We start from the raw sequence: 12,734 nt of genomic DNA, 5'->3' as shown, positions 1-12,734 counted from the left end.
TCTTTCGAATTTATAATAAGATTTTCTACCTAATAGATAAAGTATAATACCAAATATTAATATTCCAAATTCAATCATTTAACTCTTTTTTATTTACCCAAAAAAACCAATAATTAAATACATAATAACAGTAATTACGCCACCAATTAACGCATAAGGCAATTGTGTCTTTACATGATCTATATGATCACTTGCCGAAGCCATGGATGCAATAATAGACGTATCCGAAATAGGAGAACAATGATCTCCAAAAATTCCGCCACCCAAAGTTGCAGCAACAATTATGGTAATATCTGAACCATGAATGTTTGCCATAGGCACAGAAATTGCCAACATAATAGCAAAAGTTCCCCAAGAAGTTCCTGTTGAAAATGCAATAAAAGAACTAATAATAAAAACTACCGCAGGCAGTAATTCTGGCGACAACCAATCTTTAGTAACGTCTGCTACATAAATACCTGTTTCTAATGTCTTACAAGCATCTCCAATAGCAAATGCTAACAACATTAACAAAGCTAAAGGCATCAACTCACTAATTCCTTTTAAGGTTAAACTCACCATTTCTTTCGGTTTCATTATTCCTTGTATAAAATACATTAGCATTGCTACCAAAAGTGCAGTAATAACTGCATATAAAACGGATGATGACCCAGAGCCATTTCCGATTGCTTGCTGCACGTGATTTAAAACTGATGTTGAACTTTCTACAGCACTCCAACCTGTATAAATCAAATTTATTGGCATCATAAAAACCATTACCAATAATGGAACAATCATATTATAAGCTTTTGCTTTAATACCTTCTTTCGGTGGATACGAAGTTACTTCATCTGAAACCATTGGTTTAGAATTTGGATTCATCAATTCACCAGTTTCTTTGGTTCTTTTTTCGGCTTTAGCCATTAATTTAAAATCCTTTTTCGAGAAAATGACAATAAAAACAATTGCAATTGCCAACAACGGATAAAAATTATATTTAATAGAACTAATCAATACCGAAAATGGTTTTTCTATTCCTTGCGTTAATAACAATCCCATAATAAATGCGCCCCAAGCATTAAATGGAATTAAAATAGATGATGGCGCTGAACTTGAATCGGCAATATATGCGAGTTTTTCCCTCGGTACGCCTAGTTTATCAAAAATAGGTCTGTATAAAGTTCCTACTGTTAAAGAACTAATGCTTGTTTCAACAAATAACAACAAACCCGTTACTGTTGCTAAAACTTGTACCATAACTCTACTATAACCTGCTTTTTTATTTTCAAACTTCACCATCCATTTTTGTAAGAGATTTACAAAACCTTCAACACCTTTCGAGTATTGAATAAAAATTAACAAAGCACCAACTAATGCACTAAACATTATGGTTCTGGTGTTTCCTTTAGATTGAAAAACGTCTACCATTCCTTCAATCATAGACATTGTTCCTATAATTGGATTCCAACCTTCAATAATTAACCAAGAAAACCAAATACCAAATAATAGTGCTATATAAACTTGCTTAGTTCTTAATGCTAAAATAATTGCCACAATTGGTGGCAAAACTGATAAAAAACCATATTCCATAAAATACTTTTTTAAGAATTTAAAGGTATACATTAATGTCTATACTTTTAGGTTGTTTTTCTAATTTCATATTTTGTAAATTGCTGTTCTTATTTAAATCAGCAAATGACAAATAAATACATCGTAGCTTTAGATCAAGGAACTACAAGTTCTCGTTCTGTAATTGTAAACGAAAACGGGCAAATTGTTGGAATGGCACAGCAAGAATTTGAACAGATTTTCCCCAATTCTGGTTGGGTAGAACACAATCCATTAGAAATCTTAGAAAGCCAACTTTCAACCTTAAAAAAAGCGATAGCAATTGCTAATATTTTACCTTCAGAAATTGTTGGAATCGGAATTACAAATCAACGTGAAACTACTGTAATTTGGAATAAAAATACAGGAAAACCAATTTACAACGCAATTGTTTGGCAAGACAAACGAACTGCGGATATTTGCGAACGATTAAAGAAAAATGGATTCGAAAATCACATAAAAAAAACAACAGGTTTAGTAGTTGATTCTTACTTTTCAGCCACAAAAATTAATTGGATTTTAAACAATGTTGAAGGTGCGAAAAAAGAAGCAGAAAACGGAAAACTCCTTTTTGGAACCGTAGATTCTTGGTTGCTGTGGAATTTAACCAACGGAGAAATACACGCAACAGATTACAGCAATGCTTCACGAACCATGTTATTCGACATTAAAAATTTATGTTGGGATGAAAAAATTCTTACCGAATTAAACATTCCAAAATCGATGTTACCCGAAGTAAAACCTTCGTCTTTTAACTTTGGAAGTTATGAATTGGATGGAAATGAAATTCCGATTGCAGGAATTGCTGGAGACCAACAAGCAGCACTTTTTGGACAAGCTTGTTTTAATAAAGGTGAAGCAAAAAACACCTACGGAACAGGCTGTTTTATGTTAATGAATACTGGAACAGAGTTAGAATATTCTAAAAACGGATTGCTAACAACCATTGCTTGGGGAATTGATGACAAAGTTTATTATGCACTCGAAGGAAGTGTTTTTGTAGCAGGTTCTGCAATTCAATGGTTGCGTGATGGCTTAGAAATAATCAATTCAGCAAAAGAAAGTGAAAAATTAGCAAGTTTAGTAAAAGGTGAAAATCCAGTTGTAGTTGTTCCTGCATTTGCAGGTTTGGGTGCTCCTTATTGGGACATGTACGCTCGTGGAGCTGTTTTTGGATTAACACGTGATACTGGGAAAAATCATTTAATAAAAGCTACTTTAGAGTCTTTAGCCTATCAAACAAAAGACATTTTAGATGTAATGCAAAAAGATAGCGAAGTACAATTAACATCGCTAAAAGTTGATGGTGGCGCGTGTGTAAACAACTTAATAATGCAATTTCAGGCTGATATGTTAAATGCTGAAGTAGAACGTCCAGAAATTATTGAAACTACGGTTATGGGCGCTGCTTATCTAGCAGGAATTTGTGTAGGTTTATGGAAACAAGAAGATATTCTTACAAGGCGAAAAATTGATAGAACTTTTACACCTACTTTTTCCGAAGAAAAAAGAACTCGATTGTATAAAAAATGGCAAAAAGCTGTTGAAAGAACTAAAAATTGGATTGACTAATGGCAAAATTCACAAACAAAATAACCAAGAGAATACAAACTTTTATTGAAGCACAAAAACTATTTTTTGTCGCAACTGCACCAAAAGATGGTCGTATTAATTTATCTCCAAAAGGAATGGATTCTTTTCGAGTTTTAGATGAAAAAACTGTGGCTTGGTTAAGTGTTACTGGAAGCGGAAATGAAACCTCTGCGCATTTATTAGAAAACGGAAAAATGACAATTATGATGTGTGCTTTTGAAGGTGCTCCAAATATTTTGAGACTCTACGGAACAGCTATTGAAGTTTTACCAAAAGATGAAAAATGGACTGATTTAGTAGCTAATTTTCCTGAGATTCCTGGAACACGCCAAATATTTGTAATGACTATAGATTCTACACAATCTTCTTGCGGAATGTCAATTCCATTTTATGAATACCAAGGAGAAAGAAATGAATTAAATGATTGGGCAGCTTCAAAAACAGAAGATGAATTACAAACCTATATTCAAGAAAAAAATTCAGAAAGTATTGATGGTTTGGTTACAAAAAAGTAATTATTCTTTCATTTTTTCTTCAAAAATAAATAATTGGAACAGCTCAACATTTAAAGCACTTGCAACCTTTAGCAACGTTTTAATAGTTGGATTTGTTCTTCCTGTTTTAATTCTTTGTAATGCATTCTCTTCCATGTCAGATTTAATAGCCAAATCGAACTGAGTTAAGTTTTGTTCTTTTCGGTGTTTTTTAATCTGCTTTCCTATTTCTTTAATAAAAAGGACTTCTTTAGAATACATTTATATCGCTTTGCGATACACCGAAATTAGAAGTACTCTAAAATTTTTAAGCCAACATTAATGTTGATTATGGTGTTTTTTATATGTTAGTGGAATAAAATTGAAAGTTGCTATGAACTCTTTCTTCCTTAAAAAAGGTTATTCCTACATAACTTTAATTGCTAAATTAAATATTAATTCTTAAATTTAATTATATGAAAAACAGAAAAATTAACTTTCTTAAACTTGGAATATTGCTCTTTGGAGTTTCTTTATTATTTTTTAATTGTGAAAGTGAAATTAACCTTATAGAAAACAACACATCAATACCAACAGTTTCAGAGTCAAAAAACTTTCTTTTAAACAGTAACAATTCTTTTAATGCTAGAGAAGAGTCTAGCACTTTTATTGATAGAATTGATTGGAACAACTCTAAAGAAGAGTTTTATAAAGAAAATACTGAGTTGCTTTATTCTCCAATACAATTAAAAACTACTAAAGCAAAATCTTTTGTGGCTTCTATAAAAGTAGATGGCATAATTGATAATAGAATTATAACCTTACTTTATGATAATGATAATAGTCCAAAAATATTTTCTGGTACAATCTTCATTCATACTAAAGAAGGTAAACTTGCTGAAGTTTATAAATATAAAAATGGTGAAAAAGATGTAAAATATATCGTAAGAGAAACCGATAGTTCATCTCAAGCTAGGTCTTCTAATGATTCTGAATGTTTCGATTATGATGTAGGTGGATTGATTTGGGCAGTTGAGAGACAATGTATTGATTTTGCTTTTGAATTATCAACTTGTGTTACAATCAACGCAAGTGTATCTACAAGTGATGGAAGTGGAGGCATAAATTCATGGCATGAACCTATAGATTATTTAAACGATGATTTTAACAGTGGTGACGATAACATAAATAACAATGACCTTACAGATGGTGGTAGTAATTGGTATACTCCTAATTGTGGTGAAGGTTATATTTTAGATGATAGAATTGATACTTCAAAACTTACCGGAAAGGCAGAATGTCTGAATGAAAAACTGAATAAAAACGGAAACACGTTTATTAAAGATATTCTTAAAAAATTTCAAGGAGATTCTGAATTTGATATAAATATAAAATCAGTAGATAAAGTATTTAGAAATAATACAACTATTGAACTTAATGGAAAAACAATAGAAGCAGTAAATAATGTTATAGAAATTCTTATAAGTACAAACAAACTTTCAAGTATGCCTGCTTTAGGTGCTGCTAGAACTTTAATACATGAGTATATTCATGCCGACATGTTTAGAAAACTAAACACTAGAAACCCCACAAGTGGAGATTTAGACTTTAAGTCTACATATGACGAATTTGAAAATGGTAATTTTCAAGCTACTCCACAACATGAATCTATGGCTAAATTATATGTAAATTTAATTAGAGATGTATTAAAAAAATTCCATAAAAATGTCTTAGTGGGAGACTATAATTATCTTACAAATAACGGAAATAATCCATTACCGGATAGTTTTTATGAAGCCTTAGCTTGGCAGGGACTTAAGGAACATAATGTAAAAGTTTATACCGATTTGTCAACACCTAAAAAGAATGAATTGACAAATAGTTTAAATGCTCATTACCATAGTACAACTAAAAACTGCCCTAATTAATTATGAAAAATTTATTCTTATTATTTATTCTTTTAGCTTTTAGTCAAAAAAATGTTTTTAGTCAAAAAAAAGATACACTATTTTTTAAGTTAAACCCTAAGTGTATTGATGTTAAAAAAAATTATGAAGGTGTACATTCATTTATTATAAAAGATGAGGAATTTGTTACATCAGCTTTTAATGAAATCGTAAAAGAAGATTTATTTTTCTTTACACAAGCTGATTTTCCTCCAAAGACATATAAACTTAAACCAATAAAAATATACAAATTAAAAAAATTCATAAAGGAAAATAGACATATGCTTAAAGAAAAGTCTACTAACAAATTAGATGCTTATAAGATAATGGAGTTCTTTGATAAATATGTTGTTTTTTTTAAAAAAGAAAAAAACACTTTCATTAAAGTAAGAGTACATACAACATTATCTGAGTAAAGATCTCTATGATTCAATGGCTTTTGGTAGATTATTTTATGAAGATTCGAGTGGAAATATAGTAGAAACGGACTCATTTAAAGAGTTAGAACCAATTCAAGCAGATAGGGAAATTATAATAACAATTATAGAAAATGAACAAAATGGAAATGGAGATTCAAAAGGTGAAAAATGTGAAAAATGTGATTAAATTTTACTTATTTATTTGTTTATTTAATATAATAAATTTGTCAGCTCAACAAAAATTAAAAGGAAACTATTCTTCAGTGGATGGAATTGGTGTTTTTTTTAAAAATTACTCATTTGACGAAGACAGTGTATTCATTTATGAAGAAGGTGGTGATTTAGGTGTAATAAAATATGGTAAAGGACATTATATAATCAAAAATGACTCTTTACTATTAAATTATGATTTAACTCAATTAAAGGAAGAAAGTTATTTTACAGCAAAAAAATATTATAATTCAAAAGACTCTATTAAGGTTAGATTAAACATCTATAATTTTGATAGAAAACCATTATATAATATTCAAATTTATTCTCAATCTAATTTAAAATCAACAGAGTCTGATAAAAATGGTAATGCAATTTTAATTTTTAAAAAAGGCGAATTTAAAGAGATTATTGAAATTCATATTGATGGTGATTTTTTTGCAAAACAAATTATATATTTACATAGAAATTCCAATTATATTGTAGACGTTTTTATGAGTAAGTCTAAAATTATTGGTTTTGGGCACCCAAGAGCAATAAAAAACGAAATTATTAAGTATAAAATTATTGAAAACAATAAAAAGTGTTTAAAATTAAAAAAAGAGAATAAGATAGTAACGTATAAAAAGTTATAGGTTAAGTTATTTTTTTAGAAAAAATTAAACCCTCAAAACATAAAATGTTTTGAGGGTTTAATAATATCTTGTTGTTTCTACTTTAAAGCATTCAAACCCGTTACATCTAAACTAATAATTCATACGTATATTAATACTTATTATTTTAGTTATCCAGATTTTATAAAAAAATCATTTTAAGATAAATTACCTAAATATGCAACAAATAATTATACTAACTTAACTCATCATAACTTCATGAGTCAATATGTAGAAGCTTTAGCTTATTCATTAAGTGCATATGACAATCACAGACAAGGTATTGAATATTACACAGCGATGTCTTGGGCTGGTTTAGAACAATCAGATGCTTATGAAGCATTAAGTAACAAAACAGAAATCCAAAAGATAATTAGAAATGAACGAGAAGCTAGATCTGGGGCTAAAAGCACTAAATGTTAATAAAATTATTGTATTTTTTCTAATTACATTTATTATTTCCTGTGTCACAAAAAGACCTGACATAGTTAATAAAACATATAAATTAAGGAAATATAAATCAAAAAGTGGTTTTACTAAAATTGTTATTAATGCTTATGATAATGAAACACTAGAATTAATACCTGCCAATGTTGAAATCAATGATTTATTTTTTAAAATAAAATATGAAAACAATAAATTTATTCCTTTAGAAATCATTACAAACCCTAATAGTCAATTAAATATTGAAGTTTCTAGTATTATGAGGCATACAGTAAATATTAATAGTTTTATAATTAAAAAAAGTGATTCAATTATTATTAATACTTATTTAAAAAAAGATAATAGACCTTTACATTAACTTTTTAAAGAAGGGTTAAAACTAAGTTTTAACCCTTCTTTAAAAAAAAACATTAACATAGAAAACTACTTAAAAGCATTTAAACCAGTAACATCAAAACCTGTAATTAATAAATGAATATCGTGTGTACCTTCATAGGTGATTACACTTTCTAAATTCATAGAATGACGCATAATAGAATATTCTCCAGAAATTCCCATTCCGCCTAACATTTGTCTTGCTTCTCTGGCTATTTTTATCGCCATGTCTACATTGTTTCGTTTTGCCATAGAAATTTGCGCAGACGTTGCTCTATCTTCATTTCGTAAAACACCTAAACGCCATGCTAATAATTGTGCTTTGGTGATTTCTGTAATCATTTCCGCCAACTTTTTCTGTTGCAATTGAAACTGACCAATTGGCTTTCCGAATTGCATTCTTTCCTTAGAATAACGCAACGCAGTATCATAACAATCCATTGCAGCACCAATTGCACCCCAAGCAATTCCGTAACGAGCAGAATCTAAACAACCTAAAGGTGCGCCTAAACCAGATTTGTTTGGTAATAGGTTTTCTTTTGGAACTTTTACATTATCAAAAATTAATTCTCCAGTAGATGATGCACGAAGAGACCATTTATTATGTGTTTCTGGCGTAGAAAAACCTTCCATACCTCTTTCAACTATTAAACCATGAATTCTTCCTTCTTCATTTTTAGCCCAAACTACTGCAACTTGACAAAAAGGTGCATTGGAAATCCACATTTTTGCGCCGTTTAATAAATAATGGTCGCCCATATCTTTAAACTTAGTTTCCATTCCGCCAGGATTAGATCCATGGTTTGGCTCTGTTAAACCAAAACTTCCCATCCATTCTCCAGAAGCTAATTTTGGTAAATATTTTTTACGTTGTTCCTCATTTCCGTATTTCCAAATTGGATACATTACTAAAGAAGATTGCACTGAAGATGTGCTACGAACACCAGAATCTCCACGTTCTATTTCTTGCATAATTAAACCGTATGAAATTTGATCTAAACCTGCACCACCATATTCTTCTGGAATATAAGGCCCAAAAGCACCAATTTCTGCCAAACCTCCAATAATTTGTGTTGGAAATTCTGCACGTTGTGCATAGTCTTCAATAATTGGAGAAACTTCTTTTTTTACCCATTCTCGAGATGCATCTCTAACTAATTTATGTTCATCAGTAAGTAAATCATCTATATTGTAATAATCTGGAGCTTGAAATAAATCTGGTTTCATACGTTGCTATATTCTTAGTTTTATATTGTAAAAATAGGAATAAAAATGATTTTTTAGCTTTGTTTTGGTATGTTTGTAAAAGATGAAATTTACACTAGGGAAATTAGAGCGCCTAAAAAGCAAAAAATTAATAGAAAAACTATACAAAGATGGTATTTCTATAAAATCGTATCCTTTACGAATTGTTTACCTTCAAACGGAACATACTTCTAGTTTTCCTGCTCAAGTTGGTGTTTCTGTTTCTAAAAGAAATTTTAAACACGCTGTAGATAGAAATAGAATTAAAAGATTACTAAGAGAAAGTTATAGAAAACAAAAGCACACGGTATACAACGCTGTAGAAAAACCGTATGTTTATATGATTTCGTATCTTGCCAAAGAGGAAGTTCCTTATACTGAAATTGAGACTAAAATGGAGAGTTTACTTGCTAAATTCATCCAAAAAATAGAAAAAGAAAATGATGAAAAATAAAAAAACTACAGGCTTATTTTTAGTGGTTTTAATAGCAATTTCTTTTGCTTTTAAACAATCACCATTTTTTGAAATAGCAAAACAAATAGAAATATATAATACGTTATTTAAAGAGTTAAATATAAATTATATAAATGAAATTAATCCAGGAGATTTAACAGATAAATCCATAAAAAACACACTTAAAAACTTAGATCCTTACACCAATTTCTTTAACGAGCAAGATGTAGAAGATGCCCAAATTAGAAGAGAAGGTGAGTATGGCGGCATTGGAATTTCTACTTTTTATGATAAAAATGGAATTACAGTTTCAGAAGTTTACGAAGGTTTTTCTGGAGATAAAGCTGGTTTAAAAGCTGGAGATATTATTTTTAATGTAAACAATCAAAATTTAGAAGGTTTAGAACGCGAACAACTTTCTTCAATTTTAAAAGGTATTCCAGGAAAGAAACTTGCTTTAAAAGTTAACAGAAATGGAACAACTTTAGATATTAATTTACAATTAGATAAAGTTGTAATAAACCCGGTTCCTTTTTCTAATATGATAGATACTGAAACTGGTTATATTGTTTTAACAAGGTTTAACGCAATTGCATCTTCCGAAGTAAAAAAAGCTTTTATTTCTTTGAAAGAAAAAGGAATGAAAAAATTGGTTTTAGATTTAAGAGGAAACCTTGGAGGATCGTTGAGAGAAAGCATAAATATTGTTAACTTTTTTGTTCCTAAAGGAAGTAAAGTAGTAGAAACTCGTGGTAAAACGCAAGCTAACAGTAGCACTTATAGAGGAAATAAGGCTCCTTTAGATTTAGAAATTCCGATTGTAGTTTTAATAAACGGACGTTCTGCTTCAGCATCAGAAATTGTTTCAGGAGCGCTACAAGATTATGATAGAGCCGTTATTTTAGGAGAACGTTCTTTTGGAAAAGGGTTGGTACAACGTTATTTTCCGCTAAGCTATGGAACACAAGCAAAAATTACAATTTCTAAATATTACACACCAAGCGGAAGATGTATTCAAGAACTAGACTATGGAAATAGAGATTCAAAAACAGGCGAAGTTCCAAAGTTTTCTGACGGAACCGTAAACAAATTTACTACTACTAACGGAAGACCTGTTTATGATGGTGGTGGCGTTACACCAGACATAAAAATAGAACACACTAAAAAAACAGCAGCAACAGAAAATTTAATAAAATCAAGAGCAATTTTTCATTTTTCTACAGATTATTTAGCTAAAAACAATGCTGTAAGTATAGAAAATTACACGTTTTCAAATACAGATTTTAATCAATTTAAAAATTACCTTCTTACACAAGACACAACATTTGTTACCAAACAAGAAAAGTTATTTAAAGAAGCTTATAGCTCAGTTGAAAAAAATGGTTTTATCTCTAGTGATTACGAGAAAATTCAACAAAAATTAAAACAAGAAAAAGTAGCCGAAATCACAAAAAATGAAGACGTTTTATCAGAAGTACTTCAAAATGAAATTTTAGAACAAAAATTTTATAAAAAAGGAATGTATGAACATCATTTAAAATTCGATAAAACAATAAAACAAGCTGTTGATTTGCTTAATAATCAATCAGAACTCAATACTATTTTGAGTAAGTAAAATTACTACCTTTACATTTTAAAATAAGAAATGATACAAACTAAACATAAAGAACGTACACGAGCACAAGAATCTACCAACGCAATTGAAAAACTATACATAACAATGCGCCACTTATTTAGTCGTGGATTTTATAAACCAATGGGTGTTTCTGGAGAAACGCTAAGAAAATCGTTACTTTCTTTACGACCAGAAATTTATGGTTCTATTGCAGAAGATCGCGTAGAATTAAACGGTTTGGTTTACGTTATAGAGCGTTTACCAGAAGGAATTGAAGAATGTCAGTTTATAAATTTAACAGCAGATGAAGGCTATAAAGACTCACATTTTAAAGCAATAATTCCTCCAAAAAGAAGAAGAAATTGTTATAGAATAGACAAAGATCAAATGAATATTGAGATTACCAGAGGAAGATCTGAAATCTATGATATTTTAACACACCTTACTTTTTTATTCATAGAATCTCACAAGATAAAAGATCGAGTTTTATTAAATGAAAATAAAACCTATACAAGAGAATGGGCTAATTTAGAAGATGTTGTTCTAAATAATAAGAAACTTACAGAAAAAGAAAGAGAAGTAACAACAGTACATCTTGGTAATATTTTAGGAAGAACATACCAAGAAGTTGCAAATATTTACGACACTTTTTCTAGTGAAGAAAACCCTGATCGTTTTTTTCAAATAATATATTGGTTGGGTAAATTAGCTATTAATGAAACTTTAGACAACAATAAACGTACTGTAACATTCAGTTCTGTTTTAGTTGAAGAAATTGGGCATCATATTTATGGAGAAATTTGGGCAAACGACATTAAAAAAACATTGTTAGAAAACAATTTATTACAAAGACCAATTCATATTATAAGTGCCAATATGCACAGTGTTTTAAATTCTATTTATGCGCACAATGCATTACCATCTGAAGCAAAAAAACATACTGGTTTTGGTTTATATGAATTATTAAGTGATAATGACAGTAAACCTTTACAAACAAAGGTTAAAAACTATGCATCTAAAAATGGGCTTATTTATTTAAAAGATCAATCTGGTACAAATATTAATGTGCAAATTATAGATACAGATTGTATCAATTTTACAAATGTTCCGTTTGAGAAACACCATTCTAAAGAAGAAAAACCTGTAATTGTGGTTATGGATTATGCTTTTGGAGAACAAGCTTATGAAACAATGGACGAACTCTTAAAACCTTACAAAGTAAATGGAGAAAAAATTCATTTAGATGTAAAATCTGTTTCAATAATGGGTAAAGCAGGAATTTTAGAAGGTGGAAAAGGAGATATTATGATTCCTTCTTCACATATTTTTGAGGGAACTGCAGATAATTATCCATTTAAAAACGAACTTTCTAAAGAAGATTTAGAAGGTTTTGGAGTTAAATCTTTTGATGGTTCTATGGTTTCAGTCTTAGGAACTTCTTTACAAAATAAAGAGCTATTAAAGTTTTTCCACGATTCTACTTGGAATGTAATTGGTTTAGAAATGGAAGGTGCACACTATCAAAAAGCAATACAATCTGCCTCAAAAATTAGAGGGAATATTTCAGAAAATGTAAAAGTACGTTATGCATATTACGCATCAGATAATCCTTTAGAAACTGGAGCAACATTAGCTTCTGGTGGTTTGGGAATGAGCGGTGTAACACCAACTTATGCTATTACTCAAAAAATATTAGAACAAATTTTTTAATAGTTTAAAC

14 protein-coding genes are annotated in these 12,734 nt (G+C 29.7%); 11 read left to right on the top strand and 3 right to left on the bottom strand.

Annotation, left to right across the window (positions count from 1 at the left end; translation table 11 throughout):
* Positions 1 to 93: 93 nt before the first annotated feature.
* A complete protein-coding gene (locus LPB136_RS11120; RefSeq protein ID WP_237267384.1) occupies positions 94 to 1,602 on the bottom strand; it encodes a Na+/H+ antiporter NhaC family protein in 1,509 nt (502 codons plus the stop codon).
* A 72-nt stretch (positions 1,603 to 1,674) separates the two neighbouring features.
* Between LPB136_RS11120 and glpK the strand changes: the two genes are divergently transcribed.
* Together glpK and LPB136_RS11110 are read left to right on the top strand one after the other, a co-directional pair.
* Positions 1,675 to 3,159, top strand: a complete 1,485-nt coding sequence (gene glpK / locus LPB136_RS11115) for a glycerol kinase GlpK (protein ID WP_072556396.1) — start codon at positions 1,675 to 1,677, stop codon at positions 3,157 to 3,159.
* Positions 3,159 to 3,695: a pyridoxamine 5'-phosphate oxidase family protein gene (locus LPB136_RS11110; RefSeq protein ID WP_072556395.1), complete on the top strand. Its 537-nt coding sequence runs from the start codon at positions 3,159 to 3,161 to the stop codon at positions 3,693 to 3,695. The genes glpK and LPB136_RS11110 overlap by 1 nt, the downstream gene beginning before the upstream one ends.
* On the opposite strand, the gene LPB136_RS11105 is transcribed toward LPB136_RS11110, so the two are convergent.
* Entirely contained in the window at positions 3,696 to 3,935 is a 240-nt protein-coding gene (locus LPB136_RS11105) for a helix-turn-helix domain-containing protein (RefSeq protein ID WP_072556394.1), read from the bottom strand.
* A gap of 194 nt (positions 3,936 to 4,129) precedes the next feature.
* On the opposite strand from LPB136_RS11105, the gene LPB136_RS11100 reads away from it, so the two are divergent.
* The 6 genes from LPB136_RS11100 to LPB136_RS11080 all read left to right on the top strand — a co-directional run bounded on the left by LPB136_RS11100 (position 4,130) and on the right by LPB136_RS11080 (position 7,683).
* Positions 4,130 to 5,581 (top strand): hypothetical protein, encoded by a 1,452-nt coding sequence (locus tag LPB136_RS11100; RefSeq protein WP_072556393.1) that lies wholly within the window; start codon positions 4,130 to 4,132, stop codon positions 5,579 to 5,581.
* A gap of 2 nt (positions 5,582 to 5,583) precedes the next feature.
* Entirely contained in the window at positions 5,584 to 6,015 is a 432-nt protein-coding gene (locus LPB136_RS11095) for a hypothetical protein (protein WP_072556392.1), read from the top strand.
* A 16-nt stretch (positions 6,016 to 6,031) separates the two neighbouring features.
* Entirely contained in the window at positions 6,032 to 6,205 is a 174-nt protein-coding gene (locus tag LPB136_RS14035; protein ID WP_158009635.1) for a hypothetical protein, read from the top strand.
* A gap of 37 nt (positions 6,206 to 6,242) precedes the next feature.
* Positions 6,243 to 6,863, top strand: coding sequence for a hypothetical protein (locus LPB136_RS11090; RefSeq protein WP_072556391.1), 621 nt, complete (start codon positions 6,243 to 6,245; stop codon positions 6,861 to 6,863).
* Between the two features lie 237 nt (positions 6,864 to 7,100).
* Complete coding sequence (locus LPB136_RS11085; protein ID WP_072556390.1) at positions 7,101 to 7,304, top strand: hypothetical protein; 204 nt, start codon at positions 7,101 to 7,103, stop codon at positions 7,302 to 7,304.
* A complete protein-coding gene (locus LPB136_RS11080; protein ID WP_072556389.1) occupies positions 7,261 to 7,683 on the top strand; it encodes a hypothetical protein in 423 nt (140 codons plus the stop codon). Before LPB136_RS11085 ends, LPB136_RS11080 begins: the two co-directional genes overlap by 44 nt.
* 65 nt (positions 7,684 to 7,748) lie before the next feature.
* Here the strand turns inward: LPB136_RS11080 and LPB136_RS11075 are convergent, their stop codons facing one another.
* Entirely contained in the window at positions 7,749 to 8,927 is a 1,179-nt protein-coding gene (locus tag LPB136_RS11075) for an acyl-CoA dehydrogenase family protein (RefSeq protein ID WP_072556388.1), read from the bottom strand.
* Between the two features lie 82 nt (positions 8,928 to 9,009).
* Between LPB136_RS11075 and rnpA the strand changes: the two genes are divergently transcribed.
* From rnpA to LPB136_RS11060, 3 genes are read left to right on the top strand one after another with little or no spacing between them, the layout of a single operon-like run.
* The gene (gene rnpA / locus LPB136_RS11070) at positions 9,010 to 9,399 is read left to right on the top strand and encodes a ribonuclease P protein component (RefSeq protein WP_072556387.1); all 390 of its coding nucleotides are present in this window, start codon (positions 9,010 to 9,012) and stop codon (positions 9,397 to 9,399) included.
* Positions 9,386 to 11,014 carry a S41 family peptidase gene (locus LPB136_RS11065; protein ID WP_072556386.1) on the top strand — a complete coding sequence of 543 codons (1,629 nt, stop codon included), beginning with the start codon at positions 9,386 to 9,388 and terminating at the stop codon, positions 11,012 to 11,014. Before rnpA ends, LPB136_RS11065 begins: the two co-directional genes overlap by 14 nt.
* A gap of 30 nt (positions 11,015 to 11,044) precedes the next feature.
* Positions 11,045 to 12,724, top strand: coding sequence for a DUF6909 family protein (locus LPB136_RS11060; protein WP_072556385.1), 1,680 nt, complete (start codon positions 11,045 to 11,047; stop codon positions 12,722 to 12,724).
* Positions 12,725 to 12,734 lie beyond the last annotated feature (10 nt).

This window comes from Tenacibaculum todarodis (genome assembly GCF_001889045.1).
Taxonomy (GTDB): Bacteria; Bacteroidota; Bacteroidia; order Flavobacteriales; family Flavobacteriaceae; genus Polaribacter; species Polaribacter todarodis.
This window is presented reverse-complemented; position numbering and strand designations above follow the sequence as displayed.

Coding starts and splice junctions, on each gene's coding strand:
- LPB136_RS11095 (WP_072556392.1), top strand. CDS start 5,584: ATGAAAAATTTATTCTTATTATTTATTCTTTTAGCTTTTAGTCAAAAA.
- LPB136_RS11105 (WP_072556394.1), bottom strand. CDS start 3,935: ATGTATTCTAAAGAAGTCCTTTTTATTAAAGAAATAGGAAAGCAGATT.
- LPB136_RS11060 (WP_072556385.1), top strand. CDS start 11,045: ATGATACAAACTAAACATAAAGAACGTACACGAGCACAAGAATCTACC.
- LPB136_RS11120 (WP_237267384.1), bottom strand. CDS start 1,602: ATGTATACCTTTAAATTCTTAAAAAAGTATTTTATGGAATATGGTTTT.
- LPB136_RS11100 (WP_072556393.1), top strand. CDS start 4,130: ATGAAAAACAGAAAAATTAACTTTCTTAAACTTGGAATATTGCTCTTT.
- LPB136_RS14035 (WP_158009635.1), top strand. CDS start 6,032: ATGGCTTTTGGTAGATTATTTTATGAAGATTCGAGTGGAAATATAGTA.
- rnpA (WP_072556387.1), top strand. CDS start 9,010: ATGAAATTTACACTAGGGAAATTAGAGCGCCTAAAAAGCAAAAAATTA.
- glpK (WP_072556396.1), top strand. CDS start 1,675: ATGACAAATAAATACATCGTAGCTTTAGATCAAGGAACTACAAGTTCT.
- LPB136_RS11110 (WP_072556395.1), top strand. CDS start 3,159: ATGGCAAAATTCACAAACAAAATAACCAAGAGAATACAAACTTTTATT.
- LPB136_RS11080 (WP_072556389.1), top strand. CDS start 7,261: ATGAACGAGAAGCTAGATCTGGGGCTAAAAGCACTAAATGTTAATAAA.
- LPB136_RS11085 (WP_072556390.1), top strand. CDS start 7,101: ATGAGTCAATATGTAGAAGCTTTAGCTTATTCATTAAGTGCATATGAC.
- LPB136_RS11075 (WP_072556388.1), bottom strand. CDS start 8,927: ATGAAACCAGATTTATTTCAAGCTCCAGATTATTACAATATAGATGAT.
- LPB136_RS11065 (WP_072556386.1), top strand. CDS start 9,386: ATGATGAAAAATAAAAAAACTACAGGCTTATTTTTAGTGGTTTTAATA.